Source organism: Streptomyces sp. V4I8 (assembly GCF_041261225.1).
GTDB lineage: Bacteria > Actinomycetota > Actinomycetes > Streptomycetales > Streptomycetaceae > Streptomyces.
Window position 1 is genome coordinate 7,119,034 of record NZ_JBGCCN010000001.1, and the last position, 17,707, is coordinate 7,136,740.

The 17,707-nt window shown below is 69.0% G+C and carries 16 protein-coding genes, 1 pseudogene and 1 riboswitch; of the genes and pseudogenes, 11 read left to right on the forward strand and 6 right to left on the reverse strand.

Annotated features, from left to right (window positions below; all coding sequences use genetic code 11):
* Positions 1–15 precede the first annotated feature (15 nt).
* Positions 16–160: pseudogene (locus ABIE67_RS32475) on the forward strand (phosphodiesterase); the annotation flags it as partial.
* 271 nt (positions 161–431) lie between these two features.
* Here the strand turns inward: ABIE67_RS32475 and ABIE67_RS32480 are convergent.
* The gene (locus tag ABIE67_RS32480) at positions 432–641 is read right to left on the reverse strand and encodes a hypothetical protein (protein WP_370269722.1); all 210 of its coding nucleotides are present in this window, start codon (positions 639–641) and stop codon (positions 432–434) included.
* Between the two features lie 229 nt (positions 642–870).
* On the opposite strand from ABIE67_RS32480, the gene ABIE67_RS32485 reads away from it, so the two are divergent.
* Positions 871–1,383, forward strand: coding sequence for a helix-turn-helix domain-containing protein (locus tag ABIE67_RS32485; protein ID WP_370269155.1), 513 nt, complete (start codon positions 871–873; stop codon positions 1,381–1,383).
* Positions 1,384–1,749: 366 nt separating this feature from the next.
* Here the strand turns inward: ABIE67_RS32485 and ABIE67_RS32490 are convergent, their stop codons facing one another.
* The 4 genes from ABIE67_RS32490 to gcvT all read right to left on the reverse strand — a co-directional run bounded on the left by ABIE67_RS32490 (position 1,750) and on the right by gcvT (position 6,167).
* Positions 1,750–3,117: an L-serine ammonia-lyase gene (locus tag ABIE67_RS32490; protein ID WP_370264946.1), complete on the reverse strand. Its 1,368-nt coding sequence runs from the start codon at positions 3,115–3,117 to the stop codon at positions 1,750–1,752.
* Between the two features lie 84 nt (positions 3,118–3,201).
* A complete protein-coding gene (gene glyA, locus ABIE67_RS32495; protein ID WP_370264947.1) occupies positions 3,202–4,488 on the reverse strand; it encodes a serine hydroxymethyltransferase in 1,287 nt (428 codons plus the stop codon).
* 15 nt (positions 4,489–4,503) lie between these two features.
* On the reverse strand, positions 4,504–4,881 hold the full coding sequence (gcvH, locus tag ABIE67_RS32500; protein WP_062717581.1) for a glycine cleavage system protein GcvH: 378 nt from the start codon (positions 4,879–4,881) through the stop codon (positions 4,504–4,506).
* A 152-nt stretch (positions 4,882–5,033) separates the two neighbouring features.
* Positions 5,034–6,167: a glycine cleavage system aminomethyltransferase GcvT gene (gcvT, locus tag ABIE67_RS32505; RefSeq protein WP_370264948.1), complete on the reverse strand. Its 1,134-nt coding sequence runs from the start codon at positions 6,165–6,167 to the stop codon at positions 5,034–5,036.
* A gap of 164 nt (positions 6,168–6,331) precedes the next feature.
* Positions 6,332–6,430: riboswitch (glycine riboswitch) on the reverse strand.
* 169 nt (positions 6,431–6,599) lie between these two features.
* Between gcvT and ABIE67_RS32510 the strand changes: the two genes are divergently transcribed.
* The 9 genes from ABIE67_RS32510 (at position 6,600) to ABIE67_RS32550 (ending at position 16,442) form a co-directional block, all read left to right on the forward strand.
* Positions 6,600–7,274, forward strand: a complete 675-nt coding sequence (locus tag ABIE67_RS32510; protein ID WP_370264949.1) for an AAA family ATPase — start codon at positions 6,600–6,602, stop codon at positions 7,272–7,274.
* A gap of 106 nt (positions 7,275–7,380) precedes the next feature.
* Positions 7,381–8,172, forward strand: coding sequence for an enhanced serine sensitivity protein SseB (locus ABIE67_RS32515; protein ID WP_370264951.1), 792 nt, complete (start codon positions 7,381–7,383; stop codon positions 8,170–8,172).
* A 164-nt stretch (positions 8,173–8,336) separates the two neighbouring features.
* A complete protein-coding gene (locus tag ABIE67_RS32520) occupies positions 8,337–9,137 on the forward strand; it encodes an enhanced serine sensitivity protein SseB C-terminal domain-containing protein (RefSeq protein ID WP_370264952.1) in 801 nt (266 codons plus the stop codon).
* Between the two features lie 362 nt (positions 9,138–9,499).
* A complete protein-coding gene (locus ABIE67_RS32525; protein WP_370264953.1) occupies positions 9,500–10,498 on the forward strand; it encodes an ABC transporter permease in 999 nt (332 codons plus the stop codon).
* Between the two features lie 90 nt (positions 10,499–10,588).
* On the forward strand, positions 10,589–12,325 hold the full coding sequence (locus tag ABIE67_RS32530; RefSeq protein ID WP_370264954.1) for an ABC transporter substrate-binding protein: 1,737 nt from the start codon (positions 10,589–10,591) through the stop codon (positions 12,323–12,325).
* 69 nt (positions 12,326–12,394) lie between these two features.
* Positions 12,395–13,402: an ABC transporter permease gene (locus tag ABIE67_RS32535; RefSeq protein WP_370264955.1), complete on the forward strand. Its 1,008-nt coding sequence runs from the start codon at positions 12,395–12,397 to the stop codon at positions 13,400–13,402.
* Entirely contained in the window at positions 13,399–14,493 is a 1,095-nt protein-coding gene (locus ABIE67_RS32540; protein ID WP_370264956.1) for an ABC transporter ATP-binding protein, read from the forward strand. The genes ABIE67_RS32535 and ABIE67_RS32540 overlap by 4 nt, the downstream gene beginning before the upstream one ends.
* Positions 14,490–15,722, forward strand: a complete 1,233-nt coding sequence (locus ABIE67_RS32545; RefSeq protein WP_370264957.1) for an ABC transporter ATP-binding protein — start codon at positions 14,490–14,492, stop codon at positions 15,720–15,722. Before ABIE67_RS32540 ends, ABIE67_RS32545 begins: the two co-directional genes overlap by 4 nt.
* A gap of 63 nt (positions 15,723–15,785) precedes the next feature.
* Positions 15,786–16,442, forward strand: coding sequence for a trimeric intracellular cation channel family protein (locus tag ABIE67_RS32550; RefSeq protein WP_370264959.1), 657 nt, complete (start codon positions 15,786–15,788; stop codon positions 16,440–16,442).
* On the opposite strand, the gene ABIE67_RS32555 is transcribed toward ABIE67_RS32550, so the two are convergent.
* Complete coding sequence (locus ABIE67_RS32555) at positions 16,351–17,595, reverse strand: alpha/beta hydrolase (protein ID WP_370264960.1); 1,245 nt, start codon at positions 17,593–17,595, stop codon at positions 16,351–16,353. The two genes, ABIE67_RS32550 and ABIE67_RS32555, sit on opposite strands and share 92 nt — an antisense overlap.
* Positions 17,596–17,707: the final 112 nt, after the last annotated feature.

Consider the following 17,707-nt stretch of genomic DNA (forward strand, 5'->3'; position numbering starts at 1 on the left):
GGACAGTGGATTCCCATGCTCATCGCGTACGTGAGCGACCTCCATATCGGCGGCAGCGAGGACAGCGTGGGAGCGGGCGATGAGAGTGCGGGAGTACCTCAACGGACTCCCCGGCCCGATCGACGCCGTCATGGTCACCGGAGACATCGCCGACCACGGCCTGGTGCGTCTGGACACGGCGACCATCGCCTCGTGCGACCCGCCGGCCCATGCACTCCTCGGCATGGGTCGGCGTCCGGGCCGGATTCCATGTGCGGGTGGCCGCGTCGCCGTTGAGGAGTGTGTCCGCGAAGGCGGTGACCTGTCGGATGACGTCGGTGAACCGTTCGGGGTAGCCGGGTGCGGAGGGGCCCTGTCGGCGGCGCCAGGCGGTGTAGGAGGCCTGGCGACGTTCGCCGAGGTCGGTGATCGTGGGATGTCGATGTCGCGGGTCATCCGACGCGCGCCGAACTGGGCGAGTAGCAGACCGCCCTTGAGGACGAAATGTTCCCGGCCAAGGGGGATGCGGCCAAGCGGTAGAGGAACCGTTCGAGGACGTACTCGACCATGATCTCGTCCGTGGACCGGCTGTCGCGGCGGGCCAGGTTGCGCAGGTCGTTGTAGACGCGGCCGGCGGTGGTGTCACGCGCGGGGTCGGCCATCAGGCGAGCACCGCCTCTACGGCGGGGCGGCTGACGGAGAGAGTCCAACTCGCTTGCGATGTGCTGGAGTTCGCCGACCCCGCTGCGTCCGTCTCGGCGCAGGTAGCGGCCTAGTCTTCTGAGTCAGGAATTCCGTTCAGATGCGTAGGCTTGCCGGGTGGGACGGACTGGGCGGCCGAAGGCCGAGTTGGCGCTGTCGGATGAAGAACGGGCTGCGTTGGAGGGGTGGGTGCGGCGTTGTTCGACGCCGCAGGCGTGGGCCTTGCGGTGCCGGATCATCCTGGCCTGCGCCACCGGCGCGTCGAACAAGGACGTTGCTGCTCAGCTCGGTTCGACACCGCATGCGGTGGGGCGGTGGCGGTTGCGGTTCGTCGAACACCGGATCGCCGGACTGGGTGACATGCCCCGTTCGGGCGGACCCAGGACGGTCACCGACGATCAGGTCGAAGCGGTGGTCAAAAGGACGCTGGAGACCACGCCGAAGAACGCCACGCACTGGTCGACGAGGGCGATGGCCAAGGAGTTGGGGCTCTCGTGGGACGCCGTGCACCGCGGGGCACGGCGATGTGTACCGCTGCGGGGATGTCGTCGATCAGCTCATGCAGGGCCAGGGCGGACTCGCCGCACACGACGGCGCGCGGAGCCCGTGTGCACACGGTCAGCAGATCTACGTGCGCAGTCTCCGGGGCGTCTGCCCGCCGATACACCCCACGGGACAGCTCGTCTGTCTCCCCTTCCGTGACCAGGTGCGCCAGATCGCGGGGGGGGGGAGAGAGAGAGCAGGGCCTGACGTGCCTGCGCCGTCGTGAACGTAGGGGAGAGGGCGGCAAGCCGCTGCTGCACACGGGAGTTGTCCGCGGCATTCATGTATCGAATGGTGCCCCTCAAGTTGGCTTAGGGGGTCGATTTGATACATCCGGAGGGTGGGGGGCGGAGTTCCCGTCGTTGACTATGCGCCACGAACCCACAGGTCAGACGCCCATACCATGGGATTTCCCAGGGACTTTTCAGGGACTTTCACGTATGTCCCAGGGACTTTCCACCGCGTAAGCAGGGAAAGCCCCGACAGCGCTGAAAGACACGAACGCGCTGGTCAGGGCCCATTCCCTCAGCACTCGATGATGTTCACCGCCAGCCCGCCCCGCGCCGTCTCCTTGTACTTCACCGACATGTCGGCGCCGGTTTCCTTCATGGTCTTGATGACCTTGTCCAGGGACACCTTGTGCGAGCCGTCCCCCCGCATGGCCATCCGCGCCGCCGTGACCGCCTTCACCGCGGCCATGCCGTTGCGTTCGATGCACGGGATCTGGACGAGGCCGCCGACCGGGTCGCAGGTCAGGCCGAGGTTGTGTTCCATGCCGATCTCGGCGGCGTTCTCGACCTGCTCGGGGGAGCCGCCGAGCACCTCCGCCAGCGCGCCCGCCGCCATCGAGCAGGCCGAACCGACCTCGCCCTGGCAGCCGACCTCGGCGCCGGAGATGGACGCGTTCTCCTTGAAGAGCATGCCGATGGCGCCGGCGGCCAGCAGGAAGCGGACCACTCCGTCCTCGTCGGCGCCCGGCACGAAGTTGATGTAGTAGTGCAGGACCGCCGGGATGATGCCGGCGGCGCCGTTCGTCGGGGCGGTGACCACGCGGCCGCCCGCCGCGTTCTCCTCGTTCACGGCCATCGCGTACAGCGTGATCCACTCCATGGCGAGCGCCTTCGGGTCGCCCTCGGAGCGCAGCTTCCGGGCCGTGTTGGCCGCCCGGCGGCGGACCTTCAGGCCGCCCGGCAGGATGCCCTCGCGGGCCATGCCGCGCGACACGCACTCCCGCATGACCCGCCATATCTCCAGCAGGCCCGCGCGGATCTCCTCCTCCGTGCGCCAGGCCCGCTCGTTCTCCAGCATCAGCGCCGAGATCGACAGACCCGTCTCGTTCGTCAGGCGCAGCAGCTCGTCGCCCGTGCGGAAGGGGTACTTCAGGACCGTGTCGTCCAGCTTGATGCGGTCCTCGCCGACCGCGTCCTCGTCGACGACGAAACCGCCGCCCACCGAGTAGTAGGTCTTCGACAGCAGCTCCGCCCCGGACGCGTCGAACGCCCGGACGGTCATGCCGTTCGCGTGGTAGGGGAGTGCCTTACGGCGGTGCAGGACCAGGTCGTCGTCGAAGGAGAACGGGATCTCGCGCTCGCCGAGCAGACGCAGGACGCCCGCCTCCTTGATCGCCTCGACCCGCTCGTCCGCCGACTCCACGTCCACCGTGCGCGGCGAGGCGCCCTCCAGGCCGAGCAGCACCGCCTTGGGGGTGCCGTGGCCGTGGCCGGTGGCGCCCAGGGAGCCGTACAGCTCGGCTCGTACGGCGGCGACGGAGTCCAGCAGACCCTCGTTGCGCAGGCGGCGGGCGAACATGCGTGCCGCGCGCATCGGGCCGACCGTGTGGGAGCTGGACGGGCCGATGCCGATCGAGAACAGGTCGAAGACCGAGATGGCCACGGGGGGACTCCTCAATACGAGGTGGAACAGGGCGTGGGGTGTCCCGCTCACCTACGAGTGTGCGGGACACCCCACAAAAAGGGACTACTTGTTCAGACCGGGGTACAGCGGGTGCTTGGCGGCCAGGGCCCTGACCCGGGCCTTCAGGGCGTCCGTGTCGTACGACGGCTTCAGCGTCTCGGCGATGACGTCCGCGACCTCGGCGAAGTCCTCGGCCGTGAAGCCGCGGGTGGCCAGGGCCGGGGTGCCGATGCGCAGGCCCGACGTCACCATCGGCGGGCGCGGGTCGTTCGGGACGGCGTTGCGGTTGACCGTGATGCCGACCTCGTGGAGCCGGTCCTCGGCCTGCTGGCCGTCCAGCTCCGACTCCCGCAGGTCGACCAGGATCAGGTGCACGTCCGTGCCACCGGAGAGCACGTTCACGCCCACCTCACGGGCGTCGGCGGCCGTCAGCCGCTCCGCGAGGATCCTCGCGCCCTCGACCGTGCGTCGCTGGCGCTCCTTGAACTCCTCGCTCGCGGCGACCTTGAAGGAGACCGCCTTGGCCGCGATCACGTGCTCCAGGGGGCCGCCCTGGAAGCCCGGGAAGACGGACGAGTTCAGCTTCTTCGCGAAGTCCTTCTTCGCCAGGATGATGCCGCCGCGCGGGCCGCCCAGGGTCTTGTGCGTCGTGGACGTGACCACATCGGCGTACTCGACCGGGTTCGGGTGCAGCCCGGCCGCGACCAGTCCGGCGAAGTGCGCCATGTCGACCCACAGGTACGCCTCGACCTCGTCGGCGATCCGCCGGAACTCCGCGAAGTCCAGCTGCCGCGGGTACGCCGACCAGCCGGCGATGATCACCTTCGGCCGGTGCTCCTTGGCGAGCCTCTCGACCTCGGCCATGTCGACCAGACCGGTGGCGGAGTCCACGTGGTACGGGACCACCTTGAACTGCTTGCCGGAGAAGTTCAGCCGCATCCCGTGGGTGAGGTGGCCGCCGTGGGCCAGGTCCAGGCCGAGGATGGTGTCGCCGGGCTGGGCCAGCGCGAACAGGGCGGCCTGGTTGGCGGAGGCACCCGAGTGGGGCTGGACGTTGGCGTACTCGGCGCCGAACAGCTCCTTGACCCGGTCGATGGCGATCTGCTCGGCGACGTCGACGTGCTCACAGCCGCCGTAGTAGCGCCGGCCCGGGTAGCCCTCGGCGTACTTGTTGGTGGCGACCGAGCCCTGGGCCTCCATGACCGCGACCGGCGCGAAGTTCTCGGAGGCGATCATCTCCAGGGTGGACTGCTGGCGCTCCAGCTCGGCGTCGAGCGCGGCGGCGACGGCCGGGTCCAGCTCGTGCAGGGGGGTGTTCAGAAGCGACTTGTCAGAGATGGGGGCAGACATAGGGGCTACGACTCCTCAGCCGGCGGTGTGGGCGACGTACTCGTCGGCGGAGAGCAGGTCGGCCGGCTCCTCCGTGACGCGTACCTTGAACAGCCAGCCGCCCTCGAAGGGGGCGGAGTTCACCAGCGCGGGGTCGTTCACCACGTCCTCGTTGATCTCGGTGACCTCGCCGGTGACCGGGGAGTACAGGTCGGACACCGACTTGGTCGACTCCAGCTCACCGCAGGTGTCACCCGCGGTCACCGTCGAGCCGACCTCGGGAAGCTGGGCGTAGACGACATCGCCGAGCGCGTTGGCCGCGAACTCGGTGATGCCGACCGTCGAGACGCCGTCCTCGGCGGTCGACAGCCACTCGTGCTCCTTGCTGTAGCGCAGCTGCTGGGGGTTGCTCATGGCCTGAATTCTCCTGTACGCGCGGGAGTGGTGATGAATGGGGGACTGCTGGGAACGTGTGTGAGCAGCGCGGATGTGCGCAGGGTCACGCACGGGCCGCTGTCGGTCGCTGCTTCCTGGCCGGACTTCTGGGCCAGTCTCTCCGTGCGGCGCTACTTCTGCCGCTTGTAGAAGGGCAGCGCCACGACCTCGTACGGCTCATGGCTGCCGCGGATGTCCACGCCGACCCCGGCCGTGCCCGGCGCCGAGTGCGCCGCGTCGACGTACGCCATCGCGATGGGCTTGCCCAGCGTGGGGGAGGGCGCACCGGAGGTGACCTCGCCGATGACCTCGCCGCCGGCGACGACCGGGTACCCGGCGCGCGGGACGCGACGCCCCTCGGCGACCAGGCCGACGAGGACGCGCGGCGGGTTCTGCGAGGCACGGTCGGCGGCCTCGGCGAGCGCCTCGCGCCCCACGAAGCCGCCCTCCTTCTCGAACTTCACCACCCGGCCGAGCCCGGCGTCGAAGGGGGTCAGGGAGGTCGTCAGCTCATGGCCGTACAGCGGCATGCCCGCTTCCAGGCGCAGCGTGTCCCGGCAGGACAGCCCGCAGGGGACCAGGCCGACGCCCTCGCCCGCCTTGGTCAGCGCCTGCCACAGCTCGACGGCGTGCTCGGGCTTCACGAACAGCTCGAAGCCGTCCTCGCCGGTGTAGCCGGTGCGCGCGATGAGGGCGGGGACGCCGGCGACGGTGCCGGGCAGGCCGGCGTAGTACTTCAGGCCGTCGAGGTCGGCGTCGGTCAGCGACTTCAGGATGCCCGGGGACTCGGGGCCCTGGACCGCGAGCAGCGCGTACGCGTCCCGGTCGTCGCGGACCTCGGCGTCGAAGCCGGCCACCCGCTCGGTCAGCGCGTCCAGCACGACCTGGGCGTTGGAGGCGTTGGCGACGACCATGTAGTGAGGAGACCCGGCCTCGGCGTCGGCGAGCCGGTAGACGATCAGGTCGTCGAGGATGCCGCCGTCGGCCTGGCAGATCATGGTGTAGCGGGCGCGGCCGACGCCGACGGAGGCGATGTTGCCGACCAGGGCGTGGTTCAGGAAGGCGGCGGCCTGCGGGCCGGTGACGGTGATCTCGCCCATGTGGGAGAGGTCGAAGAGCCCGGCCTTCGTCCGCACGGCGTTGTGCTCGTCGCGCTCGGAGCCGTACCGGAGGGGCATGTCCCAGCCGGCGAAGTCGGTCATCGTCGCGCCGAGCGAGCGATGCGTGGCATCGAGCGCGGTGTGACGGAGTTCTGTACTGCTCATCGGACGGATGTCTCCCAAGGCATGACGGGCGAGGTCGGTCCTCCCCATCTGTCATCGGAACCTGAGAGGTTCGCCACGACCGCCACAGGGACGATCACGGCTTGCACCTTGGGTGGGGCCGCGCGTCTCGCGCGGAGACGGAGCGGCCCGCTTTTCAGATGTGCCTCGCCCGCGCGGTAACGGGGCCTGAGAGATTCAAGGGAGGGACTTGCTCCTTCGGCGCCCCAGCGATGGACTGCTGGGGACTCTCCCGCGCGGATTCAAACGGCCGGTATGCAGTTGGCGCGGACATCATTGCACGCCACGCTCGTCAACGGCAGGCCGCGTCTGTAACCGGCTTGTGGCAGGAAGTGAACGAAAATGCGAGAGATCATCCATTACCTTCTCTTTACGCTCAGTGGGGATGGGGAATCCTGACCCCGGAGGAGGACGATGACGGTGAACCGCACTACGGCGTACGCCACGACCTCGGGCATGGCGCTGCCCAAGCAGCCCGTGGCCCCGGCGGCCGAAGCCCGCGGCACGTGCCTCGCACCCGTGGTCCGTGATCTGCGCGAGCGCTCCGGCCGCAGTCCACGCGCGCTGCTCTTCGGCCCTCAGGACCTCGTTGTGATCACCGGCCTGCCCGGAAGCGGGAAGTCCACGCTGATGAGGCGGACGGTGAAGGGTGCCCGCATCGACTCCCAGGACACCCGGGACCGCTGGGACGCCCGCATGCCCCGCTTCCTCCCCTACGCCGTCTACCGCCCCCTGGTCCGCCTCGCGCACTACGCCGGACTGCGCCGCGCGGTGCGCTCCGGCGAGGGTGTCGTCGTGCATGACTGCGGTACGCAGGCCTGGGTGCGCGGCTGGCTGGCCCGCGAGGCCCGCCGCCGCGGCGGCAGCCTGCATCTGCTGCTGCTCGACGTCGACCCGGGCACGGCCCTGGAGGGCCAGCGCGAGCGCGGCCGAGGCGTCTCGCGGTACGCCTTCCTGCGCCACCGCAGGGCGGCGGCCCACCTGCTGACCTCGGTGGAGCAGGGCCACCTGCCCCAGGGCTGCGGCTCGGCGGTACTGATCGACCGGGAGGCGGCGGACGCCCTGCGCCGGATCGGCTTCGCGGGCTAGCAACCGTCCTGGGCGGCCGTAGACCTGCGCGGGGTGTCCACCCGCTAGCCTTTTGAGCTACGGCAGCGGTTCACGGCAGCGGTTCACAGCAGGCGGTTGAGAGCAGATGGACTTCCCAGCGGATCTTCCCGCGGACTTCCCGGCACAGACGCACCTCCATCCGCACGGTGGTTGGCCCGGCAACGAGCTGGAGGAGGTGCTCTCGGCCTCCCTCGGCCTACCCTCGGCCGGCGGCCGGATCATCGAGGTGCTGGGCCGCAGCTTCGTCTGGGTGCCGCTGCCCAGCGGCGGCGGCCCGGACAGCGGCCCGCTGGACCTGCCGACGGTGGAGATCGGGGGCCAGGCGTACGTCCCGGTCTTCAGCTCCGAGGAACAGTTCCGTCAGGTCGTCGGCTCCCATATGTCGTACACCATCGCCCCCGCCGTGGAGTTCGCCCGCGGCCTGCCCCCGTACGCGGGCATCGCCGTGAACCCCGACGGCGTGGTCGGCGTGCCCCTGCCGCCGGCCGCGGTGGCCGAACTCTGCCGCGTGGGCCGCACCCCGCTGGACGGCCTCACCTCAGGCGGCCGCGTCAAGCTCTACGAGCCCGACTGGCAGGACGAACCGGTCGACTTCCTCGCGGCGGCGTCGGCCGAGTTCGCCGCCACCGGTGTCGTCACGACCGCCCGCCGCTGCCTGGCGTCGATCGAGACTGCCGCCCCGGTGATGTTCATAGGCGTCGAACTCTCCCACTGGGAGGGCGACTTGCGCGCGGCCCCCATGAACGCCCTCGCCCGGGCCCTGACCCACACCCCGATCCCCTGGCCGGTCAACCTCGTCCTCCTGGACGTGGCCCAGGACCCGGTGATCGACTGGATGCGCCAGCGGGTCCGCCCCTTCTACCAGCGGGGCTATTGAACGTCCCTGGGGCAGCGCCCCGGAAAGGGGTGCGGGGAACTGCGCGATCGGCCCCCACGAACCCGCAGCCCGCAGACCACATCCAGTCCCGAGCTCTATCCGGCTCTCCAAGCGGAGCGCCTAAGCTTGGCTCAAAGCCAGAATTCCCGAAGGGGCGGTAAAAGGTGAGCGCGAGCGGCACCACCTCGACCGGACAGGTCGAGCACATGCTGCGCCAGGTGACGCCCGGGCGCTACGACGCCTACGAGGCCCTCCTGCGCGCGCTCGCGACCCCGTCCTCCGGCCAGGTCTGGATGCTGCTGTGGCACGGCCAGGCAGGCTCCCCGGACGCCCAGTACGGAAACATGGAGGTCGAGGGCTACGGCTACGCCCCGTGCGTCACCTCCGCCCAGGAGCTGTCGGCCAGCGGCTGGAACCGCAGCTACGAGGTGGTCGACGGAGTCGACGTGGCCCGCACCCTCTACCCCGACCACTACGGCCTCTGGCTGAATCCGCACGCCCCGGGCGGCGGCGTCGGCATCCCCTGGCTCGACCTGCGCCGCATCGCCACAGGCCTGGACCGCCAGCCGGCCGGCCCGCTCCGGCTGGCGGAGCCCGGCATCGAGATCCCGCAGTTCTACGCCCTGCTCACGCAGAACGCCCACCGCACCCCGGCGGTCCGCTCGCTGCGCCGCGCCTGGGTCCAGCCGGCGCTCGGCGCGCCGTATCTCGCGATCGGGCTCGACGTCTACGACACCAGTCCGCCCGCCGTCGACTCGGTGCGCTCGATGATGCTGCAGTCGATCGGCGCGGTCCCGGACGGGCTGCCGGTGTCGACCGTGGCGATGTCCGACGAGGACGACCCGGTCGCCATGTGGATGCGGGCGACCGCCCGACCGTTCTACGACCGTGAGGCACACGCCACCGCCCCGGTGCAGGCGCCGGCGGCCGGCTACGGCTACCCACCGCCACAGGGCAGTTACTGATCATTCGTGGGCTAACCTACCGATCAGTCGGCGCCCCGGCTGTCGTAGGCGCAAAGGGTTGCTGACTGCGGTTTCGCAGGTGAATCTCCGCGCGTAGATGTGATCGGAAGGTCCCGGTCCGTCCTTATACGCCCCGACTGGCGAGCGTCCGACCGCCGTTACCCACTGTTCGGATAACGGAACCCCGCAGACAGCATCACGGTTGCGCATACTTTCCTCGCCAGCTCTGGCAACAGATCGCCAAAGCGTTGAAGACTCCCCGCAAGACACGGACCGGTAGGTCCTGTGTGCGAGTTGGAGCAACCGCTACAAGCGGCAGCCAGGGGGCCGGCAACCGTCGGCCGAGAGGGGTCAGACGTACCGTGACGGCACCGATCGAGACCACCGGATCGCAGGCCGACGCCCAGCCGGAGGCCGTGCTGAAGGGGGTCGAGGCCCAGAAGATCGAGGGCCGGTCACTCGGGCAGATCGCCTGGACCCGTTTCAAGCGCGACAAGGTCGCGGTGGCGGGCGGCATCGTTGTCGTGCTGCTCATCCTCGTGGCGGCCCTGTCCCGCCCGCTGCAGTCGCTGTTGGGGCTCGACCCCAACGCCTTCCACCAGGACCTGATCGACCCCAACACCTCGCTGCCCAAGGGTGACTTCGGCGGGATGAGCTGGGACCACCCGCTGGGTGTCGAGCCGAAGTTCGGCCGGGACATCCTCGCGCGCATCCTGGAGGGCTCCTGGGTCTCCCTGGTCGTGGCCTTCGGCGCGACGATCCTGTCCAACGTGATCGGCACGGTGCTCGGCCTCATCGCCGGCTACTACGGCGGACGCGTCGACACCGTCGTCAGCCGGCTCATGGACACCTTCCTCGCGTTCCCGCTGCTGCTCTTCGCCATCGCCATCTCCGCGACGCTCCAGGGCGGCGCCTTCGGCCTCGAAGGGCTGCCCCTGCACATCTCCGTCCTGATCTTCGTGATCGGCTTCTTCAACTGGCCGTACATGGGACGCATCGTGCGCGGTCAGACCCTGGCCCTGCGCGAGCGGGAGTTCGTGGACGCCTCCCGGGGGATGGGGGCCGGCGGCCCGTACATCCTCTTCAAGGAACTGCTGCCCAACCTCGTCGCGCCGATCATCGTCTACTCGACGCTGCTCATCCCGACGAACATCCTCTTCGAAGCCTCACTGAGTTTCCTCGGTGTGGGTATCCAGCCGCCCCAGGCGTCCTGGGGAGGAATGCTCAACCAGGCCGTCGACTTCTTCGAGGTCGACCCGCAGTACATGATCGTTCCCGGCCTGGCGATCTTCATCACGGTGCTGGCCTTCAACCTCCTCGGTGACGGCCTCCGGGACGCACTCGACCCCCGCAGCCGCTGACGTCCGCGGTCGCGACATCCACTGCGACCCGACGTCCCACCCAAGTGTCCACCTACGAAGGGGAATCCGACCATCATGCGAAGGTCAGCAATGGCCGCAGTTGCGGTCGCCAGTAGCGCCGGCCTGCTTCTCGCGGGCTGCAGCAAGGCCGACGACGGCACCGACACGCCCAAGGGCGCCGGCGCGAACGCCGCGACCAAGGGAGTGGTGAACGCCTCTACCCACAAGGGCGGCACGGTCACCTACGCGAGCTCCGACGCTCCCGAGTCCCTGGACCCGGGCAACATGTACTACGCCTACGGCTACAACTTCAGCCGCCTCTACGCGCGTCCCCTGATGACCTTCAAGCCCGCTCCCGGTGAGGCGGGCAACGAACTCGTCCCGGACCTCGCCGAGGGCAAGGGCACGCCCAGCGACAACGGCAAGACCTGGACGTACAAGATCCGCCAGGGCGTCAAGTACGAGGACGGCACCGCGGTCACCTCCAAGGACGTCAAGTACGCGGTGGAGCGCTCGAACTTCGCGCGTGACGTGCTCTCCCTGGGCCCCAACTACTTCCAGAACCTGCTGGACAACCCGGACGACTACAAGGGCCCCTACAAGGACAAGAGTGAAAAGGGCATCTCGTCCATCGAGACCCCGGACGACCACACGATCGTCTTCCACCTGAACAAGTCCTTCTCCGAGTTCGACTACCTCGTCAGCGCCCCGCAGACGGCCCCCGTGCCGCGGGCCAAGGACACGGGTGTGGACTACACCAAGAAGGTCGTCTCCTCCGGCTCGTACAAGTTCGAGAAGTACGAGGAGGGCAAGCAGATCGTCCTGGTCCGCAACCCCGAGTGGGACGCCAAGACGGACCCGCTGCGCAAGCAGTACCCGGACAAGATCGTGGTGAACCTCAAGGTCAACAAGGCCACGATCGACAAGGACGTGATGTCCGGGGCCACCATGATCGACATCCAGGGCACCGGTGTCGACGCGCAGACCCAGGCGCAGATCCTGGGCAAGAAGGCCGAGATGGCCAACACGGACAACGCGCTCGGCGGTCGCCTGATCTACGCGGCGATCAACACCAAGCTGGCGCCGTTCAACAATGTCGAGTGCCGCAAGGCCGTCGAGTACGCGATCGACAAGACCGCCGTGCAGACCGCGATGGGCGGACCGATCCGCGGTGACATCGCCACCACCGTCCTGCCCACCGACGTCTCGGGCTACGAGAAGGCCGACCTGTACGCCACCAAGGGCAGCAAGGGTGACGTGGCCAAGGCCAAGGAGCACCTGAAGGCCTGTGGCAAGGAGGGCGGCTTCAAGACCTCCATCTCGGCCCGCACCGACCGGCAGGGCGAGGTCGACGCGGCCACCGCGATCGTCGGCGCGCTGAAGAAGGTCGGCATCGACGCGGACATCAAGCAGTACCCGTCCGGCAAGTACTTCTCCGACTACGCGGGCGTGCCCAAGTTCGACGAGAAGAACAACATCGGTCTGATGATGATGCAGTGGGGCGCCGACTGGCCCACCGGCTACGGCTTCCTGCAGCAGATCGCGCACGGCAAGGCCATCAGCCAGTCCGGTAACACCAACCTGTCCCAGCTGGACAACCCCGAGATCAACAAGCTGCTGGACGACGCGATCGGCAACACCGACGAGTCCGCCCGCACCAAGGCGTACACCGAGGTCGACCAGAAGGTCATGGAGCAGGCCGCCATCGTGCCGCTGACCTACTTCAAGGTCCTGCTGTACCGCACGCCGCACGCCACCAACCTGGTGTCGACGTCCGCCTTCAGCGGTCAGTACGACTACCTCAACGTCGGCACCGCCGAGAAGTAGCCCCGGAAGGCAGGTGAAGGCATTGGCGCCCGCGGACTTCGTCATCCGCGGGCGCCGGCGCCGGTCCTCGTGATCTCGTACATCATCCGCCGGACGATCGCGGCACTGGTCCTGCTGCTCGTCGTCACCGCGGTCACCTTCGGCATCTTCTTCATCCTGCCGAAACTCGCAGGGCAGACCGCCGACCAGCTGGCACAGCAGTACATCGGCAAGAACCCCACCCCCGAGGACATCGCGGCGGTCAAGGCGAACCTCGGTCTCGACCAGCCGGTCTACGTCCAGTACTGGGAGTTCATCAAGGGGATCGTCTCCGGCGCCACGTACGACCTCGGCCCCACCACGGTCCGCTGTGATGCCCCGTGCTTCGGCTACTCCTTCAAGGACCACATCGAGGTCTGGCCCCAGCTGACCGAACGGCTGCCGGTCACCCTCTCGTTGGCGCTCGGCGCCGCCGTGATGTGGCTGGTCGGCGGTATCGCGGCCGGTGTCATCTCGGCGCTCAGGCCGGGCTCGTTCTTCGACCGGTCCGCCATGGGCGTGGCCCTGGCGGGCGTCTCCCTGCCCATGTTCTTCACCGGGCAGCTGGCGCTGCTGCTGTTCAGCTACAAGCTGGAGATCTTCGGCAGAACGTACGTCCCCTTCACCGAGAACCCCTCCCAGTGGGCCAACACCCTGTTCCTGCCGTGGTGTTCGCTGGCCCTGCTCTACTCGGCCATCTACGCCCGGCTGACCCGCTCGGGCATGCTGGAGACAATGAACGAGGACTACATCCGAACCGCTCGGGCCAAGGGCCTGCGCGAGCGCAAGGTCGTCGTCCGACACGGTCTGCGGGCCGCGCTGACGCCGCTGGTGACGGTCTTCGGCATGGACATCGGGCTGCTGCTCGGCGGTGCCGTCATCACCGAGACGGTGTTCTCCCTGCACGGCATCGGTGAGTACGCGGTCCAGGCGATCACCGCCAACGACCTGCCCCCGATCCTCGGGGTGACCCTGCTCGCGGCGTTCTTCGTCGTCTTCATGAACCTTGTGGTGGACCTGCTGTACGCCACGATCGACCCGCGGGTGAGGCTGTCGTGACCGACCTGACCAAGACCGGGGCCGCCGTGGGCGAGCCCGTACGTGCCGGCGAGCCACCGCGGGCGTTCCTCGAAGTGCGCGACCTCAAGGTGCACTTCCCGACCGACGACGGCCTGGTCAAGTCGGTGGACGGGCTCTCCTTCCAGCTGGAGAAGGGCAGCACCCTCGGCATCGTGGGCGAGTCCGGCTCCGGCAAGTCCGTGACCTCGCTGGCCATCATGGGCCTGCACCGACTGGGCAACCGCGGCAAGAACGTGCAGATGTCCGGCGAGATCTGGCTCGACGGCAAGGAACTCGTCTCGGCCAGTCCCGACGAGGTGCGCCGGCTGCGTGGCCGCGAGATGGCGATGATCTTCCAGGACCCGCTGTCCGCCATGCACCCGTACTACACGGTCGGCAACCAGATCGTGGAGGCGTACCGGGTCCACAACAAGGCCGACAAGAAGACCGCCCGCCGCCGGGCCGTCGAACTCCTCGACCGCGTCGGCATCCCGGAGCCGAACAAGCGCGTGGACATGTACCCGCACGAGTTCTCCGGCGGTATGCGGCAGCGCGCCATGATCGCCATGGCGCTGGTGAACAACCCCGAACTGCTGATCGCGGACGAGCCGACCACCGCGCTCGACGTGACCGTGCAGGCGCAGATCCTCGACCTGATCCGGGATCTGCAGAAGGAGTTCGGCTCCGCGGTCGTCATCATCACGCACGACCTCGGGGTGGTCGCCGAGATCGCCGACGACATCCTCGTGATGTACGGCGGACGCTGTGTGGAACGCGGCCCGGTCGACAAGATCTTCTACGAGCCGTCGCACCCCTACACCTGGGGCCTGCTCGGCTCGATGCCGCGCATCGACCGCGAGCAGACCGACCGGCTCATCCCGGTCAAGGGGCAGCCGCCGAGCCTCATCAACGTCCCCACGGGCTGCGCGTTCAACCCGCGCTGCCCGTACGCGGACGTCCCCAAGGGCGGGATCACCCGCACCGAGCGCCCCGAACTGCGCGAGGTCGGCAGCAGGCACTTCACCGCCTGCCACCTGTCGCCGGAGGACCGTACCCGGATCTGGACCGAAGAGATTGCGCCGAAGCTGTGAGCGAGACTGAGACCGGGGCCGGGACGGCGGCCGTGAAAGCCGGGTCGGCCGACGACGAGAAACCGCTGCTCAAGGTCGAGGGCCTGGTCAAGCACTTCCCCATCAAGAAGGGCCTGCTGCAGCGGCAGGTCGGCGCGGTCAAGGCCGTGGACGGCATCGACTTCGAGGTGCGCCGCGGGGAGACCCTCGGCGTCGTCGGCGAGTCCGGCTGCGGCAAGTCGACCATGGGCCGGCTCATCACCCGGCTGCTGGAGCCGTCCGGCGGCAGGATCGAGTTCGACGGCACGGACATCACGCACCTGAGCACGAGCGGCATGCGCCCGCTCCGCCGCGACGTGCAGATGATCTTCCAGGACCCGTACGGCTCGCTGAACCCCCGGCACACCATCGGCAGCATCGTCTCGGCACCGTTCCGGCTGCAGGGCGTCGAACCCGAGGGCGGCGTCAAGAAGGAGGTCCAGCGGCTCCTTGAGCTGGTGGGCCTGAGCCCCGAGCACTACAACCGCTACCCGCACGAGTTCTCCGGCGGTCAGCGCCAGCGCATCGGCATCGCCCGCGCGCTCGCCCTGAAGCCCCGGATGGTCGTGGCCGACGAGCCGGTCTCCGCGCTCGACGTGTCGATCCAGGCGCAGGTCGTGAACCTGATGGACGACCTCCAGGACGAGCTCGGGCTGACCTACGTGATCATCGCGCACGACCTGTCCGTCGTACGCCATGTCTCGGACCGCATCGCGGTGATGTACCTCGGCAAGATCGTGGAGCTGGCCGAACGGGACGCGCTGTACGCGTCGCCGATGCACCCGTACACCAAGGCCCTGCTGTCGGCGGTGCCGATCCCGGACCCGAAGCGGCGCACGGCCAAGAGTGAGCGCATCCTGCTGCGAGGTGACGTGCCCTCGCCGATCGCCCCGCCGAGCGGCTGCCGCTTCCACACGCGGTGCTGGAAGGCGACGGAGGTCTGCCGGACGACGGAGCCGCCGCTGGCGGAGCTGCGTCCGGGGCAGCGGGTGGCCTGCCACCACCCGGAGGACTTCGAGGACCAGCAGCCGCAGGACACGGTGCTGCTGTCGGTGGCCAAGGAGGCCGCGGAGCTGGTGCCGGACGAGGCGCCGGCGAAGTCGGCGGCTGCCGAAGGGGCCGCGGAAGCACCCGTGAAGTCGTCGACGGAACCGTCCGCCAAGTCGTCCACGGAGCCGTCCGAAGAGTCGCCCACGGACGAGAGCAAGTAACCGCGCTCAGGCCCCCGCCTTCTTTTGCAAGGTGGGGGCCTTTGGCTGCGTGAGAATGTACGGGTGCTCCAGCAATTGTTCAGCCCGTCCGTCCAGCACACGCTCGACCTGATCGGCATCTTCGTCTTCGCCATCTCCGGCGCCCTGCTGGCGGTCCGCAAGAACTTCGACGTCTTCGGCATCGCCGTCCTCGCCGAGGTCACCGCCCTGGGCGGCGGGCTGTTCCGGGACGTGGTCATCGGCGCCGTACCCCCGGCCGCCTTCACGGATCTGGGGTACTTCCTCACCCCGCTGCTCGCCGCGCTCCTGGTGGTCTTCCTCCACCCGCACGTGGAGCGGATCCAGACCGGTGTGAACGTCTTCGACGCGGCGGGCCTCGGCCTGTTCTGCGTCGCCGGGACGACGAAGGCGTACGACTACGGCCTCAACCTCACGGCGTCCGCCTGTCTCGGGATGGCGACCGCTGTGGGCGGTGGCGTGCTGCGGGACGTCCTGGCCAACGAGGTGCCGTCACTGCTGCGCTGGGACCGCGACCTGTACGCGGTCCCGGCGATCGTCGGCTCCACGATGGTCGTCCTGTGTCTCCACTACGACGCCCTGAACCCGTTCACCAGCGGGCTGGCGGTGGTCACGGCCTTCGTGCTGCGGCTGCTCGCGATGCGCTACCACTGGCGAGCTCCGCGGGCCTGGAACCGGCGGTCGACGGTGCGAGAGGAATAGTGCCGCCGGAGCCCGGCGCCGTACGCACCTGGTGCGTCCCCATGACCTCGGTCAGCCAGCGGAAGGCCGGGATCACCTGCGGCTTCCACAGCGCCATGGTGTGCCCGCCCGCGCTGCTCGGGATGAACACGACGTTCACTGTCGTGGGCGCCTTCGCGACCCGCTTGATCGCCATGGCCGCCTCGTACCCGTCCTTGGGCTGACCGGACAGATAGAGCGCGACGCGCGGCGGGACACGGGACTCCTTGAGGAGGACGTACGGGTTGTTCGCCGCCCGCAGGGCCGGGGACCGGCCGGCCAGCGACTGGGGTACGGCGACGGGGTCGTTGTAGCCGGACATGCTGACCGCGGCCCGGTAGCGGTCGGGGTGGGCGACGGCCAGCTTCGCCGCGCAGTGCGCGCCCGCCGAGTACCCGGCGACCGCCCAGCCGTCCGGCGCCGCCTGGGCGCGGAAGTTGTCCATGACCATCTTCGGCACGTCGACGCTGAGCCAGCTGTCGGCGTTCACCTTGCCCGGGATGTTCGCGCAGCCGGTGTCCTTGCCGGGCAGCAGTGTGGTGCGCGGCGAGACGATGATGAACGGCTCGATCTGACCGCTGCGCATCAGCGGCGCCAGCTGCTGCGGCGCGTCCATCGTCCCGTACCACGCCTTCGACGAGCCCGGATAGCCCGGCAGCACCTCGACGACCGGGAACTTGTGATCACGGTAGGCGGGGTCGCGGTACTGCGGCGGCAGCCAGACGTTGACCTCGGCGTGCACCCCGGAGACCCGGCCCTTGAGCTGGGTGGTGAGCACCCCGCCCTCCCCGCGCATGCCCGGTCCCTTGGCCGGCTCGAAGGCCTGGCGGACCTTGGGCAGCTGCTCCAGGGCGATCCCGCCCGTACCGCTCGCGCCGAGGTCGGCGGCCTGGTGGACATGGTCGCTGGTGCCGAGCAGGTCGCCCCAGTTGTCGTACAGCTGGTTGGAGTTGTTGACCATGGTGAAGACCAGGGCGACCGCGGTGCCCTGGGCGAACAGCAGCATCAGCACGCGGGCGGCGGCCCGCACGACCTTGGGTCCGCACACCCGCGACCAGAGGACCAGCGGCAGCGCGACGGCGACGACGCACAGCGCGATCAGCGTGTAGAGGAACGGGGTCCCGGTGAGACTCATGTCCTCATAGAGGGGGAGAGCGGGCTCCGGGTTTCGGACGAGCGGGGACACTTACCGAAAAGTTGCTCACACCCGGGCCATGGCTCGGAGAGAAAAGCTACCGCTTAGTAGT